Raw genomic sequence first — 16,007 nt, forward strand, 5'->3', positions numbered from 1 at the left:
AATGAAAATTTTAGATGGTAAATATGTATCTCAAAAGGTTAGAGATTTAATAAAAAAAGAGATAATAGAGATAAAAAAAGTTAAAGGAACAGTTCCAGGATTGGCGGTAATACAGGCGGGAGATAACTTAGCATCTAAAATTTATGTTAATTCTAAGATAAAACAATGTGCAGAAGTTGGAATAGAATCAAAAAATTTTATTATGCCAGCATATGTAGCTGAAGAAGAGCTTTTAAGAAAAATAGAAGAATTAAATAGTGATGAAACAGTTGATGGAATATTAGTTCAATTACCATTACCTGATCATATAGACACACCAAAAGTAATAGAGGCAATTGATATAAATAAAGATGTAGATGGATTTAAACCAGAAAATTTAGGAAAAGTGGTTTTAGGAGATGAAACAGCATTGATTTCATGTACACCGGCAGGGATACTGAGATTGTTTGAAGAATACGAGATAGCTTTAGAGGGAAAAGATATCGTTGTTATAGGAAGAAGTAATATTGTAGGAAAGCCTATGACAGCACTTTTAATAAATGAAGGAGCAACAGTAACAGTTTGTAATAGTAAAACTAAAAATCTTGCGGAAAAGACCAAAAATGCAGATGTTGTAATAGTAGCTATAGGAAAAGCTAATTTCTTAAAAGGTGATATGATTAAAACAGGTGCTATTATAATAGATGTTGGAATAAATAGAGATGAAAACAATAAGATTTGTGGGGATGTGGACTTTGAATCTGTAAAAGAAAAAGTATCATATATAACACCTGTTCCAGGGGGAGTAGGCCCCATGACTATAGCAATGTTGCTTAATAATACGTTAAAGGCATTTAAAATTGGAAAAAAAATATAGGGGAGAGTTTAGAATGGATAAAAAAGAATTTTATATTGTAGATAAGAGAATACTACCAAATTCAATTCAAAGTGTTATAAAGGTAAATGAGATTGTTCAAGCTGAAAGAATTTCAAAGTATGAAGCTATAAAGAGAGTTGGAATAAGTAGAAGTACGTATTATAAATATAAAGACTATATAAAACCATTTTTCGAAGGTGGAAAAGAAAAAGTATTTAGTATACATTTATCTTTAATGGATAGACCTGGAATTTTAGCGAGGGTTTTAGATATTATTGCAGGAGAGCAGATGAATATCTTAACAATTGTTCAAAATATAGCGATAGATGGTGTGAGCAGAGTAACAATTTCTATACAAACAACAGAAAATTTACTTAGAAAAATTGAAGAAATGTTAGAAAAAATCAGTTCTTTAGATTCTGTAAAGGAATTAAGAGTAATAGGAAGTAATTAAGGAGGAACAATGAAGTTAGATTTAGAAAGCGTAAAAAAATTAGCTAAAAGTATAGAGGAGCACAATCTTTCTGAAATTAGTGTAGAAGTTAACGGAACAAAGCTTACTATGAAAAAGGAAGAACTAAGACAAGAGGTAGTAACTTCAAATATTAAGTATGTAGAACAACCGACTTTAACTAATAAAGAGATAGAAATTGAAGAAATAGAATCTTTAGAAGAAGTAGTTGTAGAAGGAAAAGAGATTGTTTCTCCAATGGTTGGAACATATTACTCAGCACCTTCACCTGACTCAGAAGACTTTGTTAAAATTGGAGATAAAGTAGAGGTAGGAGATACAGTATGTATAGTTGAGGCTATGAAGATGATGAACGAAGTAAAATCATCAGTAGCAGGAACTGTTGTAGCTTTAAGAGCAGAGAATGGAAAAGTAGTAAAAAAAGGTGACATATTATTTTTAGTAAAATAAGGAAAGCTAACAGCTTTCCTTTTTATTCTTTATTAAAGTGCTGGTTTAAAAAGCACAGTATATTGTTTTTTATGGAGAATTATGGTAGAATATATAAGCATTCAATTTAAAAAATAAGGAAGGTGTATTATAAAGTTGGACACGTATCGTGATATTATTATATTAGTTGTATTAATTTTACTATCTGGTTTTTTTTCAGCCTCAGAAACAGCATTAACATCTTTTAAAACAACAGATTTAGAAGATATTGAGAAGTCGAATAAGAAAACAGCACATTTATTGAAAAAGTGGTTAAAAAGCCCAAATGAGATTTTAACAGGGATGCTTTTAGGAAATAACATAGTAAATATTTTAGGATCATCTATTGCAACTGCTTTAGCAATTAATATAATGGGAAATTCTCCTCGGAGTTTAGCTATTGTAACAGGAATTATGACAGTTTTAATTCTTATATTTGGAGAAATAACACCGAAAATAATGGCTAAAAATAATTCTAAAGGATTTTCAAAATTAGTAATTGGTCCTATGTATTATTTTGGTATATTAATGAAACCAATTGTAAAGATATTAATGTGGACATCTATATTAATTGGTAGAATTCTAGGAGTTGAAGTAAAAACTGAAAATATAATGTTTACAGAAGAGGATTTAATATCTTTTGTAAATGTAGGTGAAGCTGAAGGTATTATAGAAGAAGAAGAAAAAGAAATGATTCATTCAATTGTGGGGTTAGGTGAAACTAACGCAAAAGAGATTATGACACCGAGAACGTCGATGTTCGCAGTTGAAGGAAATAAAACCTTAGATGATATTTGGGAAGAGATGATAGAAGCTGGATTCTCAAGAATACCTGTATATGAAGAAACTATTGATAATATAATAGGAGTTTTATATACTAAAGATGTTTTAAATTATTTAAAAGCACACAGTACAGATACTCAAGTTAAAGAGTTAGTAAGAGAGGCTTATTATGTGCCTGAGACAAAATCAATTATAGAAATTTTACAAGAGTTTAAAAGTAAAAAAGTTCATATTGCTCTAGTATTAGATGAATATGGTGGGATTGGTGGAGTTTTAACAATAGAAGATTTGTTAGAGGAAATTGTTGGTGAAATTCGTGATGAGTTCGATAACGAAGAAGAAGAAAGTATAAAAGAAATCGATGATAACAGATATGAAGTTGATGCAATGCTTGACATAGAGACAATAAATAAAAGTTTAAATATTGATTTACCAATATCGGAAGATTACGAGAGTTTAGGTGGATTAATTATGTCAGAACTTGGAAAAATTCCTGCGATAGGAGATATTGTAGATTTTCAAGATGTTAAATTAGTAGTAGTAGAAGTTGAAAAGATGAGAGTGTCTAAGGTAGAGATACAAAGAGGAGAATAAAAAATGAAAAGAGTAAAGGCCAGTTTTTATAGTGGGTTAATTGCTATATTACCTATAGTTATTACAGTATATATTTTTAACTGGATATTTCAAATTTTCTTAAATTTGTTACAAGATTCATTCTTAACAGTAGCAGTAAGATCAATTGTTTTACAAACTGGATTAGGTAAAGAACAAGATCTTCATTTATATACCCAGATATTGATAAACGTTTTATCTTTTGTTACATTAATATTATTATTAATAGCTATAGGAACAGCTATGAGGGTATTTTTATTTAAAAAAATAGGAGCTTTTTTGAATAATCTTTTAGTAAAAATACCACTGTTTAGTCAAATTTATAGTACAATAACGCAAATAATATCATTATTTGCATCGGATAGACAAAAATCTTATCAAAAAGTTGTAATGTTTGAATATCCTAGACAAGGAATTTATAGTATAGGATTTATGACTTCAGATAGCAATCATTTTGTAGAAGAGGTAACAGGTGAAGCAATGTGCAACGTATTTTTACCAACATCACCAAATCCTACTTCAGGAATGTTTATAGTTTTAAAGAAATCAGAAGTAAGAGTTTTAGATTTAAAAGTAGATGACGCAATAAAACTTATAATTTCAGGAGGAGTTATATTACCACCAAATAATAAAAAGGAGAACTAAATGTGGAAATATCTTTTTTTAGTTTTTGTACTAATTGGTTGTAGCAATAATGAGGTAGTAAAGCCAGTAAAAAATCTTGAAACAAAAAATGAAAAATATTTATTACTTAAAGGTGCTAATTTATATTCATTAGGTAAAAAAAGTGAAGCGTTAGAAATATACGAAGAAGTATTAAAAATTAATAGAAAAAATAGTGTAGCGTTAAGAGAAAAAGCAATAATAGAAGGACAATTTGGAAATATAGTTCAAGCTGAAAAAGATTTAAATAGTGCTTTAGCACTTAATCCGAAAGATAACTTAACTTTAAAAAATTTAGGTTATTTAAATTTTGAAAAAAGAAATTACAATAAAAGTTCGAAATATTTAAGAAGTGTGTCTAAAGATTTTATGAACGATCAGGATTATTTTATTTTAGGATATATCGAGTTTTTAAATGGAAATTATTTAAACTCTTTAAAATACTATGAGTATGTAGAGGATGATGAGATATTCAATAATAAATTATTTTTTGATTCCTATTTAAATAATTTAAAAAGAATAGAACATTTAAATAAAGATTCATATTTAAAAATTGAGGATAAAATTAAACATAATAAAGTTAATACAATAAAATTATCTAACTTTTATAGTTCATCTTTAGAAAAAGATGAATATTCTGAAAGAGTTTTAAAAAATTATTTGACTTATAATGAAATTGATAAAGAGATTGTAGAGAAATTAATAAACATATACTATAAAAATGGAGATAAAGTAAAAGAAAAAAAAGCTTTAAATTTAATTTTGAATTAGTATAGATAATTTATGATAAATTTTTAAAAGAGTAATATTTAGGAGGAATTAAATGGATTTAAAAAAATATGTGGCATTAGTAGAGGACTATCCAAAACCAGGAATAAAATTTAGAGATATAACTCCACTTATGGGAAATGGTGAAGCATATAAATATGCAACTGATAAAGTAGTGGAATTTGCAAAAGATCACAACATAGATTTAGTTGTAGGGCCAGAAGCTAGAGGATTTATATTTGGATGCCCGGTATCTTATGCTTTAGGTGTTGGATTTGCACCAGTTAGAAAACCAGGGAAATTACCAAGGGAAGTAATTGAGTATGCATATGATTTAGAATATGGTTCAAATGTATTGTGTATGCACAAAGATTCTGTAAAGCCTGGACAGAGAGTTTTGATAGTTGATGATTTATTAGCAACTGGAGGAACTATAGAAGCTACAGTAAAACTAATAGAAGAATTAGGTGGAGTAGTAGCAGGATTAGCATTTTTAATTGAACTAGAAGACTTAAAAGGTAAAGAGAAATTAGAAGGTTATCCAGTATTAACTTTAATGAAGTATTAATAACTTTTAAGGCGACACAAGGTTGTGTCGCCTTATTTGTATAGGATTATTAAAAAGAGGTGTATTATGAAATATTGGCAAGAAATAGAAAGTGAAATAGATAAGCATAATTTAAAAGTAGACAAAGAAAAGATCAGAATGGCTTTCTTTTTTGCAGAAGAATGCCATATAGGACAATACAGAAAATCAGGTGACAGCTATATAATACATCCTGTAGAAGTAACAAAAATATTAATAGATATGAAAATGGATACAGAGGGAATAATTGCAGGAATACTTCATGATATAGTTGAGGATACACTGATAACGATAGCAGATATAAAGTATAATTTTGGAGATGAAGTTGCCCATCTTGTAGACGGAGTTACAAAATTAGACCATTTACCTAATGGAACTAAAAAACAGGATGAAAATATTAGAAAAATGATAATAGCTATGGCAAAAGATGTTAGAGTTATTATTATAAAATTAGCAGATAGACTTCATAATATGAGAACGTTAAAATTTATGCCACCTGAAAAACAAAAAAGAATAGCTCAAGAAACTCTTTCAATTTATGCTCCATTAGCTCATAGATTAGGTATAGCTAAAATAAAATGGGAATTAGAGGATATGTCTCTTCATTATTTAGAGCCAGAAAAATATAAAGAGATTAAAGCTTTAATTGATGAAAAGAAAGATGAGAGAAAAAAATATTTAGAAGAAATGGTAAATAATATAACTCGTTTATTAAATGAAGTACAAATATATGCAAAAGTAAAAGGAAGATTTAAACATTTTTATAGCATTTATAAAAAAATGTTTGAAAAAGGAAAAGATTTCGATGGCATCTATGATTTAATAGGTATTAGAATAATTTTGAATACAGAAGCAGAATGTTATAATACTTTAGGAGTTATTCATAGTAATTATAGGCCAGTTCCAGGAAGATTTAAAGATTATATTGCAGTTCCTAAATCAAATAATTATCAATCAATTCATACAACAATTGTAGGTCCTTTAGGAAAATTTGTTGAAATTCAAATTAGAACAGAAGATATGGATAGAGTAGCAGAAGAGGGAGTTGCAGCACATTGGAGCTATAAAGAGAATAAAAAAATAAGTAAAAAAGACCAAGTTTATGGTTGGCTTAGAAATATTGTAGAGCTTAATCAAGGAGCAGAAAATACTGAGGAATTTATTAAAGAAGTTACTGGAGATATAGTAAAAGAAACAGTATTTGTATTTTCACCAAAAGGAGACGTAGTTGAGCTAGCTCAAGGAGCAACACCAATAGATTTTGCTTTTAATATTCATACAGAGATTGGTATAAAATGTGTAGGAGCAAAAGTCAATGGAAAAATAGTTCCTTTAGACTATAAATTAAATAATGGAGATAGAGTGGAAATTATAACCTCTAAAACTGGTAGAGGACCAGGAAATGACTGGTTAGATATAGTTGCTACTCAAAGTGCAAAAAGTAAAATAAAGAAATGGTTAAAAGATCAAAAATTTGATGAAAATATTAAAATTGGAAAAGAATTGATAGAAAGAGAAGTTGGAAAATTAGGTATGACTTTAAAAGAATTTGAAGAAAGTCCAACACTAAAAAAGCATCTAGAAAAACATAATATTCCAACATTAAATGATTTTTATTTCCATATGGGAGAAACAAAAAGTAAGATTGATGTAGTTGTAGCAAAATTAAAAGTAGAGCAAGAGAAAAGTAAAGCTTATATAGAAAGTAATTTAGAAGATTTTATTAAAGAGCCTATAAAGAAGAAATCAGCTAAAAAAGATGATCAAGGAATTGTAATTGATGGAACAGAAAATACTCTTATAAGATTTGCAAGATGTTGTACTCCTCTTCCAGGTGATGAGATAGGTGGATATGTAACAAAATTAACAGGAATAGCTATTCATAGAAAAGATTGTCCAAATTATATTTCAATGGTTAATCATGATCCTGCAAGAGTTATAGATGTTCATTGGGATGAAAAACTTTTAGAAGCACCTTCAAAGAAAAGTAAATATACATTTGCATTTACTATAAAAGCTATGGATAGACAAAATATACTTATGGATGTTGTAACAATGATTTCAAACCATAAGATAAATGTTTTATCTTTAAATTCTCATAATATAAAAAAAGGCTTAGATACAATTGCAATTATAAAAGCAACAGTTGAGTTAAATAATAAAGATGAATATAAACAATTAGTTAGTCATCTATTAAAAATAAAAGATGTAATGTCAGTAGAAAGATAGGAGAAAAAAATGAGTAAAAAGTTACCAGTAACGTATGAATTATACGATAAAGATGGAAAGGCTAGAATAGGAAAAATAACAACCCCTCATGGAGAGATTGAAACACCTGTATTTATGCCAGTTGGAACTCAAGCCACAGTAAAAGGTATGACTCCAGAAGAGTTAGAAGAGATGGGGGCTGAAATAATTTTAGGAAATACATATCACCTATATTTAAGACCAGGAGATGAATTAGTTGCTAAATTTGGTGGATTACACAAATTTATGAATTGGAAAAAACCTATTTTAACAGATAGTGGTGGATTCCAAGTATTTAGTTTAGGTGATTTAAGAAATATTAAAGAAGAGGGAGTTTATTTTAGATCACATTTAGATGGTTCTAAACACTTTATTTCTCCAGAAAAATCAATAAATATTCAAAATAATTTAGGATCAGATATTGTTATGTTATTTGATGAGTGCCCACCAGGAATGTCATCAAAAGAGTACCTTATTCCATCTATTGAAAGAACTACAAGATGGGCAAAAAGATGTGTAGAAGCACACAAAAGACCAGATGAGCAAGGTTTATTTGCAATAGTTCAAGGTGGAATTTATGAAGATTTAAGAGATAAAAGTTTATCTGAATTAAGTGAAATGGATGAATACTTCTCTGGATATGCTGTTGGAGGTTTAGCCGTTGGTGAACCTAGAGAGGATATGTATAGAGTATTAGATTATATAGTAGAGAAGTTACCTGAAGATAAGCCAAGATATTTAATGGGAGTAGGAGAACCTTTAGATATGCTAGAAGCTGTAGCATCAGGAATAGATATGATGGATTGTGTACAACCAAGTAGAATTGGAAGACATGGAACAATATTTACAAAATATGGAAGACTTGTTGTGAAAAATGCTTCATATTCTGAAGATACTAGACCTTTAGATGAGGGATGTGATTGCTATGTATGTAGAAATTATACAAGAGGTTATATAAGACACTTATTTAAAGCTCAAGAAATATTAGGTGGAAGATTAGCAACATACCATAATTTATATTTCTTATTAAAATTAATGAAAGATTCAAGAACTGCTATAAAAGAGAAAAGATTTAATGAATTTAAAGCTGAATTTGAAAAGAACTATGCTATGGGAAAAAATAGTGATTGGATAAAACCAATAAAATTTGATAAATAAAAAAAAGCTGACTTTTTTAAGTCAGCTTTTTTTCTATATTAAATTATAAACTATATTTTGTAAACTTAGTTTTAAACTCATCTTCAGATCTAACAAAAAGTTTTTCATTTCCTTCTGAATCTAGAACTTCTTCAGAAAAAACTCTGTATAGATACATAATTTGTCCATCTTGTTCATTAGTACAATTTAATATATTATAATTTAAAACTTCATAAAGTTTACCATTTTTATTATTTTTCCAAAGATTCTTGTTCATAGCACTCCTTCAAACAGTTATTTCACCACATAAATCAGATTCCATAAAAACTTTAATCTCTTCAATAGAAATATTTTTTCCTAATAAATACATTAACTTTGTGATAGCTGCTTCTGGAGTCATATCTCCGCCGCTGATTACTCCAATACTTTTTAATGCACTACTAGCTTCATATAATCCCATTTTAACAGCACCAGTTGCACATTGAGTAATATTAACAACAACAACTCCTGAATCAATAATAGACTTTAAAGTTAAAACAAAATTATCAGTAGTTGGAGCATTACCATTTCCATAAGTTTTTAAAATAACTCCCTTTATTTCAGAATGAGATTCTACAAGTGTTTTTATATATTGAGGATTCATTCCAGGGAAAATCTCAACAATAAGTATATTACTGTTGATAGAAGAATCTGTATAAAACTCATTTTTAGGCATATCTAAAACCTTTTTGTCATGAATTTTAATTTCACATCCAATTTCTCCCAAAGCTCTATAATTTGGTGAAGCAAATCCAAAATAATTTGTAGCATCAATTTTTCTAGCTCGATTTCCTCTCAATAACTCATCTCTAAAACAAATTGTAACTTCAGGTATACTTTTAACACCGTATATTCTATTACCTGCAATTTGAATAGATGTAATTAAATTTTGAAGTGCATCACTTCTTGGTGTAACTAAAGGAACTTGAGATCCAGTTAAAACCACAGGTTTATCAAGATTTTTAAGCATAAAAGATAGAGCTGAAGCTGTAAAAGCCATAGTATCAGTTCCATGTAAAATTACAAATCCTCTGTAGTCATAATAATTTTTTTCTATAATTTTAACGATATCAATCCAAATTTCAGGATTCATATCTGAAGAATCAATTAAAGTTGAAATTTGACAGTAGTCAGCAGGAAATCTTTCTAAAATAGGATGATTTTTAGCTACTTCAAACCAATTTTTAGCAGGTCTTAAAGGACTATTGGGATTATTTTCCTCGCTGTTGACCATACCAATAGTGCCCCCAGTATTTATGATAAGAATTTTTTCTAACATTTAGCTCCTCCTAAAATTAATCCCCTAGTAAACTAGGGGATTGATTTCTTATATATCTTTTAAGAATATGTTTTGACTTCTATCAGGACCAACAGAAACAACAGTTATTTGACATCCTAAATACTCTTCAACTCTAGCAAGGTATTTTTTACAGTTCTCAGGTAACTCATTGTAATCTTTCATATTAGAGATATCCTCTGTCCATCCAGGTAGCTCTTCATAAATTGGTTTAGCATAAGCTAATTTTTCTGTAGCAGCAGGTACAGTTGTATAAACTTTTCCATCGATTTCGTATCCAGTACAAATTTTTAAAGTATCTAATCCACTTAAAACGTCGATTTTTGTTATAACAACGTCAGTTAATCCGTTTATATCAACAGCATACTTACCAACAACAAGGTCTAACCATCCACATCTTCTAGGTCTTCCAGTTGTAGCTCCAAACTCTCCACCAATTTGTCTGATTTTTTCTCCTAAATCATTATTTAACTCAGTAACGAAAGGTCCTTCTCCAACTCTAGTTGTATAAGCTTTCATAACTCCAATTATTCTATCGATTTTTCTAGGAGAAACTCCAACACCAGTAGTAACTCCTCCACTTGTAGGAGATGATGAAGTAACGTATGGGTATGTTCCATAGTTAATATCTAACATCATAGCTTGAGCTCCTTCAAATAAAACGAATTTGTCATCATCTAAAGCTTTGTTAATTTCAGGAGTAGCATCAATAATTCTATGCTTTAATCTTTCAGCATATCCTCTGTACTCTTCAAAAATATCTTCAAACTTCATAGTAGGAGCATCATAGATTTTAGTGAAAAGTTCATTTTTCTCTTCTAAATTCATTTGTAACTTCTTAGCAAATAGCTCCATATCTAATAATTCAACAGCTCTAATTCCAACTCTTGAAAATTTATCAGAGTAACAAGGTCCAATTCCTCTTTTTGTAGTTCCAATTTTGTTATCTCCACTTCTCTCTTCTTTTAAGATATCTAATTGAATGTGGTAAGGCATAATAAGATGAGCTCTATCACTTATAAATAGGTGATCAACTTTAGCTCCTTTAGCTTCTAATGTATCAAGTTCTTTTAAAAGAACTTTAGGATCAACAACAACTCCTGGTCCAATGATACATTTACCTTGTCCATGTAACATACCAGATGGTAATAAGTGAAGTATAAATTTCTCTCCATTAACAACAACTGTGTGTCCAGCATTATTTCCACCTTGGAATCTAACAACGTAATCAGCTCTATCTCCAAGAACGTCAATTATTTTTCCTTTTCCTTCGTCTCCCCATTGAGTTCCAACTACAACATATCCTGCCATTTAAATACCTCCATGTATTATTTCGTTATTTGATTTTTTTTATTTCAATATAGTTGATATTTTTATTATGTTTACATATAAATAAATCTTCAAACTCTGTTCTGATATTATCAGCAGCTTTAGGGCTGTTATGTAAATCAGGTGTATGATAAACTACTTCATAGTTTTTTAAATCTTTAGCAAATTCAAGAACATCTGAATAATATTGATCGTGATCTGTTTTAAAAAATAAAGTTCCATCAACTTTCATTATAACATCAAGAAGTTCGAAAAGTTTAGGTTGAAGTATTCTATTTTTTTCATTTCCTTCCCAAGGGTCAGGGAAATTAATATAAAGTCCTTCAATCTCTTCATTTCCTATAAATTTTGTAATATCTTCACCACGTCTTCTTAAAAAAACAACATTATTAAGATTTCTTTTAACAGCTTTAGTAGCAGATAAAACTAATCTTTTAAATCTTATTTCAAGAGCTAAGTGATTTCTCTCTGGATATTTAGCAGCCATTCCTACTGCAAAGTTCCCACTTCCAGATCCTATTTCAAGATACACAGGGTTATTATTTCCAAAAGCTTTTTGGTTCCAATTCCCTCTATAAGAATCCATAATTTCACTATCATAGATAATGTGATTAGGATATTCTACTAATTTAACCATGTATGGATTATAATTAGTTCTAGGATTTGTGAAGAAGTGTTTCCATAGAGTGTCTTCTAATCTTTCTTTCATTCTTCCTCCATAAATTTAATCGTTTTTTCAGCAGCATTTTGATTGCTTTTGAAAAATGCTTTTATTTTATCCTCAGAAACAGGTTTTGTTTCTAAGAGATTAATAGTATTTAAAAACTCCTCTTTATTGTTAATCTTATATCCAATATTAAGATTTAAAATATCTTTAGATATATCTTTAACATTTTGTAAGTATGGGCCAAAAATTGGAGATTTTCCATAAAATAATGGCTCTAGTAAACTATGACCACCAATATTAACTAGTGTTCCACCAACAAATACAACATCAGCAATAGAATAGAATTTTCTGAGAACACCCATTTTATCAACAATAAGTATTTGAAACTCTTCTGAAGATGGATTTAATTCTAAATCAGTTAATTTTTTATATGTTAAATTTGAATTTTTTACTAAAGTTTCAATTTCAGGAACTCTTTCTAAATGTCGTGGGACAATAATAAGAAGTGTATTTTTAAGTTCTTTAAAAACATCTATAAGAATAGAATCTTCCCCTTGTCTAGTACTACCAGCAACAAAGATTTTTCGTGTATCACTTTTTATAAATCTTTTTAAATTTGACATATCTTCAGAAGAAAATGTTTCAAAAGAAATATCAAATTTTAGATTACCAGTTACAAATACTTTGTTTTTATCAGCACCTAAAAGAATTATTCGATTTTTATCCTCTTGAGATTGCATAAAAAATCCAGATATTTTAGAAAAAAGAGGTTTTATAATCCAAGAAATTTTTTTGTATCTAGGAAAACTTTTATTTGAAATTCTTCCATTAACAATAAATATTTTTGAATACTTTGAACCTAAGTTTATAAAATTAGGCCAAATTTCAGTTTCTATCAAAATTATTTTGGAAACCTGAATATAATTAAATATTTTTTTTAGTATAAAAATATCATCTAATGGAAATCTGAATATAGATATTCTATCATCTTTTGAGTATTTATTCATAGCTATTTCATAACCTGTATCAGTAAAAACTGTAAGTAAAATATTTTCATTGAAATCATTTTTTAGTTTTTTTACTAATGCGTCTATAAGGTTGATTTCTCCCACAGATGAGCAATGAATCCATATATATTTCGCTTTTTTTTCTAGAATTGAAAAATCTTGAAAAAGTCTTTGAAAAACAAATTTCAATTTTTTAGGTTTAAAAAGCAAAAAAATAAAGAGGAAAGGATATAAAAATCCTCTCAGTAGATTGTAAAACATGGTTTACCCTCCGATTTTCTCTTTAATTAAGTTAGATATTGCTTGAACACTTTCTTCAATGTTAAGAAAACTAGTATCAACTTCAATAGCATCTTCAGCTTTCTTTAAAGGACTTTCTTTTCTTGTAGAATCAGTATGGTCTCTTTCTAAAATATCTTTTAAAACAGTTTCAAAATCTTCTGTAATCCCTTTTGATGCATAATCTTTAACTCTTCTTTTAGCTCTTTCTTCAGGAGAAGCAACTAAAAATACTTTTAAATCAGCATTTGGAAAAACAACTGTTCCAATATCTCTTCCATCTAAAATAACTTTTTTTCCTTTACTAATCTCTCTTTGCAAATCTACTAATTTAACTCTAACAGCTTTGATAGCAGATACTGGAGAAACAATTTTAGTAACTTCAGGTGTTCTAATTTCTAAAGAAACATCTTTATCATTTAATATAAATTTATCATCTATAATATCAACTTTAATATTATTTAAAATATTTTCTACATCAGCTACATTATTGAAATCAATATTATTTTCAAGGATATAAAGAGCTACCATTCTATACATAGCTCCTGTATCAAGATATGTTAGGCCAAAATTTTTAGCTATAACTTTAGCAATAGTACTTTTTCCGCTTCCAGCTGGACCATCTAAAGCAATAATATAGTTTTTCATTTAATCCTCCTAAGCTTTAATAAGAAGAGCTCTCCACTCTTTATCTCTTTTTATTTCTAGTATTTCAAGTCCTTTTTCTTCAACCTGTTTAACTATTTCAGGAAGCTTATCTTCTATAATACCTGAAAAAATAATTAATCCATCTTTTTTAACAACTTTAAAAATATCTTTTAAAAGTAAAAGAATAACATCAGCTAAGATATTTGCCACTACAACGTCAAATTGCTTATCTTTAACAACTGAGATTAAGTCTCCTAAATAAACTTCAGCAGTATCAGAAGAAATTTTATTTAACTCAAGATTTTCCTTAGTAGCTTCAACAGCTAACTCATCGATATCAGTACCGTAAATATCTGTAGCTCCTAATTTTTCAGCTGCAATCATCAATATTCCAGATCCAGTTCCCACATCGATAACAGAGTTTCCAGGCTTTATATTTTCTTCCATAATTTTTAAACAAAGAGATGTTGTTGGATGTGATCCAGTACCAAAAGCTCTTCCAGGGTCTAATTCAATAACTAATTCATTTTCTTCAGGTTCATATTCTCTCCAAGTTGGTTTAACAACAAACTTTTCACTAACTTTTTCAGGATATAGATATTTTTTCCAACTATTTTGATAGTCTTCCTCATCATATTCATAAAAATCAATTGTAAATACAACATCATCTCTATCATTAAATTTTTCTTCAAAAGCAGCTTTTATTAAATCGTTTCTTCTTTGAGAATATGGATTCATTGGAAAATATGCTGAAACAGCATAATCTACCATTAAAAATTGCTTTTCATCTTTATAAAAATCTAAAGGATTTTTTGTTTTTAAAGGCTCATCAATTTTTAAACCAGTAGCTCCAAATCCATAAAATATATCACAAATCTCTTTTTGAGTATCCTCAATACTATCACTATCAAATATAACTTTTATTTCAACAACTTTCATAAAAACCTTCCTAATTAAATATTCCTAACTCAATAAGAGAAAGGTTGATTCTTTCTATTTTTATACATTCACCAGTTTCATCATCTAATTCGATATCTAAACCATTTATTCTTTCTTTTCCTTCTGCTATCTCAAATTTTTGAGGTAAAGCAGTTAAGAATTTAGGAATAATAGATTCTTTATTCATTCCAATTATTCCATTGTCTGATCCTGTCATCCCAACATCACTTATGTAACCAGTACCTTCAAGAAGGATTTTATTATCAGCAGTTTGTACATGTGTATGTGTTCCATAAACTACAGAAACTTTTCCATCTAAATAGTTTGCTAAAGCTAATTTCTCTGATGTTGCTTCAGCATGAAAATCTATAATAATATGTTTACATTCTTTTCTAATTTCTTCTATTAATTTATTTGCAACTGTGAATGGACAATCAATTGGCGGCATAAAAACTCTTCCTTGAAGAGAAACCACAGCTATTTTATTTCCTTTTTTATCTTTTAAAATTGTATATCCAGTTCCAGGAACTCCATTAGGATAATTATGTGGACGTAGAACTCTGTTAGATCTATCTAAATAGTCATAAATTTCTTTTTTATCCCAAATGTGATTTCCACTTGTTATAACATTTACTCCCCAATCTAAAATCTCATCACAAAGTTTTGCAGTTATTCCAAATCCAGCGGCAGCATTTTCACCATTAACGATAATAAAATCATAATTACTTTTATACTTATCAAGGTATGCCTTTAGAGTTTTTCTACCTGGATTTCCAACAACGTCACCTACAACTAAAACTTTCATTATTTACCTCATTTCTATATTTGTATTACCAAAAAATATTATAACATTTTTTACTAAAAATTAAAACTTAAAAAATAGTTTTAAAAAAAACAAATTGAAAGTTGACATCTACACAAAAATGGTGTATTATTGAGGCAGATAATATAACAAACTAGGAGTGACGCATATGTTAACTAAAGAAGAATTTTTAAAAAAAATAGGACAAAGTGAAGAAGAATTAAAAGCAAAAGGTCTTGAGCTAATGTTCATAGGTGAAGTTGGATATGGTGACGATGAAGATGATGGTTGGGACGTAGTTTATATTGATCCAAGCAGATGTGTAGAAGTAGGAATGGGTTGTAAATGTGCTGTTGGTGGTACGTTACACGACAAATTATAATATAAAATTAAAAGTAACTAAGTATA

Annotated in this window: 18 protein-coding genes; 10 read left to right on the forward strand and 8 right to left on the reverse strand. The window is 28.6% G+C overall.

From position 1 onward, the window contains the following. Position 1 precedes the first annotated feature (1 nt). The 9 genes from folD to tgt all read left to right on the forward strand — a co-directional run bounded on the left by folD (position 2) and on the right by tgt (position 8,613). On the forward strand, positions 2-856 hold the full coding sequence (gene folD / locus MKD34_RS03140) for a bifunctional methylenetetrahydrofolate dehydrogenase/methenyltetrahydrofolate cyclohydrolase FolD (protein WP_240219670.1): 855 nt from the start codon (positions 2-4) through the stop codon (positions 854-856). A 13-nt stretch (positions 857-869) separates the two neighbouring features. Continuing rightward, positions 870-1,310: an ACT domain-containing protein gene (locus tag MKD34_RS03145; RefSeq protein WP_040406188.1), complete on the forward strand. Its 441-nt coding sequence runs from the start codon at positions 870-872 to the stop codon at positions 1,308-1,310. 9 nt (positions 1,311-1,319) lie between these two features. Beyond that, on the forward strand, positions 1,320-1,778 hold the full coding sequence (gene accB / locus MKD34_RS03150; RefSeq protein WP_240219671.1) for an acetyl-CoA carboxylase biotin carboxyl carrier protein: 459 nt from the start codon (positions 1,320-1,322) through the stop codon (positions 1,776-1,778). 135 nt (positions 1,779-1,913) lie between these two features. Beyond that, positions 1,914-3,173: a hemolysin family protein gene (locus MKD34_RS03155; RefSeq protein WP_240219672.1), complete on the forward strand. Its 1,260-nt coding sequence runs from the start codon at positions 1,914-1,916 to the stop codon at positions 3,171-3,173. 3 nt (positions 3,174-3,176) lie between these two features. Then, positions 3,177-3,836, forward strand: coding sequence for a DUF502 domain-containing protein (locus MKD34_RS03160; RefSeq protein ID WP_240219675.1), 660 nt, complete (start codon positions 3,177-3,179; stop codon positions 3,834-3,836). Beyond that, on the forward strand, positions 3,837-4,625 hold the full coding sequence (locus MKD34_RS03165) for a tetratricopeptide repeat protein (protein WP_240219677.1): 789 nt from the start codon (positions 3,837-3,839) through the stop codon (positions 4,623-4,625). 52 nt (positions 4,626-4,677) lie between these two features. Further along, positions 4,678-5,190: an adenine phosphoribosyltransferase gene (locus MKD34_RS03170; protein ID WP_240219678.1), complete on the forward strand. Its 513-nt coding sequence runs from the start codon at positions 4,678-4,680 to the stop codon at positions 5,188-5,190. Between the two features lie 66 nt (positions 5,191-5,256). Beyond that, positions 5,257-7,437 (forward strand): RelA/SpoT family protein, encoded by a 2,181-nt coding sequence (locus tag MKD34_RS03175; protein WP_240219680.1) that lies wholly within the window; start codon positions 5,257-5,259, stop codon positions 7,435-7,437. Between the two features lie 9 nt (positions 7,438-7,446). Then, complete coding sequence (gene tgt, locus MKD34_RS03180) at positions 7,447-8,613, forward strand: tRNA guanosine(34) transglycosylase Tgt (RefSeq protein ID WP_240219681.1); 1,167 nt, start codon at positions 7,447-7,449, stop codon at positions 8,611-8,613. A gap of 43 nt (positions 8,614-8,656) precedes the next feature. Here the strand turns inward: tgt and MKD34_RS03185 are convergent, their stop codons facing one another. The 8 genes from MKD34_RS03185 to MKD34_RS03220 are packed head-to-tail and all read right to left on the reverse strand — an operon-like array spanning position 8,657 to position 15,602. Then, positions 8,657-8,869: a hypothetical protein gene (locus tag MKD34_RS03185; protein WP_185891747.1), complete on the reverse strand. Its 213-nt coding sequence runs from the start codon at positions 8,867-8,869 to the stop codon at positions 8,657-8,659. A gap of 9 nt (positions 8,870-8,878) precedes the next feature. Next, the gene (locus MKD34_RS03190) at positions 8,879-9,910 is read right to left on the reverse strand and encodes an asparaginase (RefSeq protein ID WP_240219683.1); all 1,032 of its coding nucleotides are present in this window, start codon (positions 9,908-9,910) and stop codon (positions 8,879-8,881) included. Between the two features lie 48 nt (positions 9,911-9,958). Next, the gene (locus tag MKD34_RS03195) at positions 9,959-11,239 is read right to left on the reverse strand and encodes an adenylosuccinate synthase (protein ID WP_023051877.1); all 1,281 of its coding nucleotides are present in this window, start codon (positions 11,237-11,239) and stop codon (positions 9,959-9,961) included. A gap of 25 nt (positions 11,240-11,264) precedes the next feature. Continuing rightward, entirely contained in the window at positions 11,265-11,966 is a 702-nt protein-coding gene (gene trmB / locus MKD34_RS03200; protein WP_023051878.1) for a tRNA (guanosine(46)-N7)-methyltransferase TrmB, read from the reverse strand. Next, positions 11,963-13,192, reverse strand: coding sequence for a 3-deoxy-D-manno-octulosonic acid transferase (locus tag MKD34_RS03205; RefSeq protein ID WP_240219684.1), 1,230 nt, complete (start codon positions 13,190-13,192; stop codon positions 11,963-11,965). The genes trmB and MKD34_RS03205 overlap by 4 nt, the downstream gene beginning before the upstream one ends. Positions 13,193-13,195: 3 nt before the next feature. Then, positions 13,196-13,858 (reverse strand): (d)CMP kinase, encoded by a 663-nt coding sequence (gene cmk / locus MKD34_RS03210; protein WP_240219688.1) that lies wholly within the window; start codon positions 13,856-13,858, stop codon positions 13,196-13,198. Between the two features lie 9 nt (positions 13,859-13,867). After that, entirely contained in the window at positions 13,868-14,797 is a 930-nt protein-coding gene (gene prmA / locus MKD34_RS03215; RefSeq protein ID WP_023051881.1) for a 50S ribosomal protein L11 methyltransferase, read from the reverse strand. Positions 14,798-14,807: 10 nt separating this feature from the next. After that, the gene (locus MKD34_RS03220; protein ID WP_240219690.1) at positions 14,808-15,602 is read right to left on the reverse strand and encodes a TIGR00282 family metallophosphoesterase; all 795 of its coding nucleotides are present in this window, start codon (positions 15,600-15,602) and stop codon (positions 14,808-14,810) included. 166 nt (positions 15,603-15,768) lie between these two features. Here MKD34_RS03220 and MKD34_RS03225 point away from each other — a divergent pair, with 166 nt between their 5' ends. Beyond that, positions 15,769-15,981 carry a hypothetical protein gene (locus MKD34_RS03225; RefSeq protein WP_240219691.1) on the forward strand — a complete coding sequence of 71 codons (213 nt, stop codon included), beginning with the start codon at positions 15,769-15,771 and terminating at the stop codon, positions 15,979-15,981. Positions 15,982-16,007 lie beyond the last annotated feature (26 nt).

The organism is Cetobacterium somerae, assembly GCF_022430525.1.
In the GTDB taxonomy this organism is placed as follows: Bacteria; Fusobacteriota; Fusobacteriia; order Fusobacteriales; family Fusobacteriaceae; genus Cetobacterium_A.

Coding starts and splice junctions, on each gene's coding strand:
- folD (WP_240219670.1), top strand. CDS start 2: ATGAAAATTTTAGATGGTAAATATGTATCTCAAAAGGTTAGAGATTTA.
- MKD34_RS03145 (WP_040406188.1), top strand. CDS start 870: ATGGATAAAAAAGAATTTTATATTGTAGATAAGAGAATACTACCAAAT.
- accB (WP_240219671.1), top strand. CDS start 1,320: ATGAAGTTAGATTTAGAAAGCGTAAAAAAATTAGCTAAAAGTATAGAG.
- MKD34_RS03160 (WP_240219675.1), top strand. CDS start 3,177: ATGAAAAGAGTAAAGGCCAGTTTTTATAGTGGGTTAATTGCTATATTA.
- MKD34_RS03165 (WP_240219677.1), top strand. CDS start 3,837: ATGTGGAAATATCTTTTTTTAGTTTTTGTACTAATTGGTTGTAGCAAT.
- MKD34_RS03170 (WP_240219678.1), top strand. CDS start 4,678: ATGGATTTAAAAAAATATGTGGCATTAGTAGAGGACTATCCAAAACCA.
- MKD34_RS03175 (WP_240219680.1), top strand. CDS start 5,257: ATGAAATATTGGCAAGAAATAGAAAGTGAAATAGATAAGCATAATTTA.
- tgt (WP_240219681.1), top strand. CDS start 7,447: ATGAGTAAAAAGTTACCAGTAACGTATGAATTATACGATAAAGATGGA.
- MKD34_RS03185 (WP_185891747.1), bottom strand. CDS start 8,869: ATGAACAAGAATCTTTGGAAAAATAATAAAAATGGTAAACTTTATGAA.
- MKD34_RS03190 (WP_240219683.1), bottom strand. CDS start 9,910: ATGTTAGAAAAAATTCTTATCATAAATACTGGGGGCACTATTGGTATG.
- MKD34_RS03195 (WP_023051877.1), bottom strand. CDS start 11,239: ATGGCAGGATATGTTGTAGTTGGAACTCAATGGGGAGACGAAGGAAAA.
- trmB (WP_023051878.1), bottom strand. CDS start 11,966: ATGAAAGAAAGATTAGAAGACACTCTATGGAAACACTTCTTCACAAAT.
- MKD34_RS03205 (WP_240219684.1), bottom strand. CDS start 13,192: ATGTTTTACAATCTACTGAGAGGATTTTTATATCCTTTCCTCTTTATT.
- cmk (WP_240219688.1), bottom strand. CDS start 13,858: ATGAAAAACTATATTATTGCTTTAGATGGTCCAGCTGGAAGCGGAAAA.
- prmA (WP_023051881.1), bottom strand. CDS start 14,797: ATGAAAGTTGTTGAAATAAAAGTTATATTTGATAGTGATAGTATTGAG.
- MKD34_RS03220 (WP_240219690.1), bottom strand. CDS start 15,602: ATGAAAGTTTTAGTTGTAGGTGACGTTGTTGGAAATCCAGGTAGAAAA.
- MKD34_RS03225 (WP_240219691.1), top strand. CDS start 15,769: ATGTTAACTAAAGAAGAATTTTTAAAAAAAATAGGACAAAGTGAAGAA.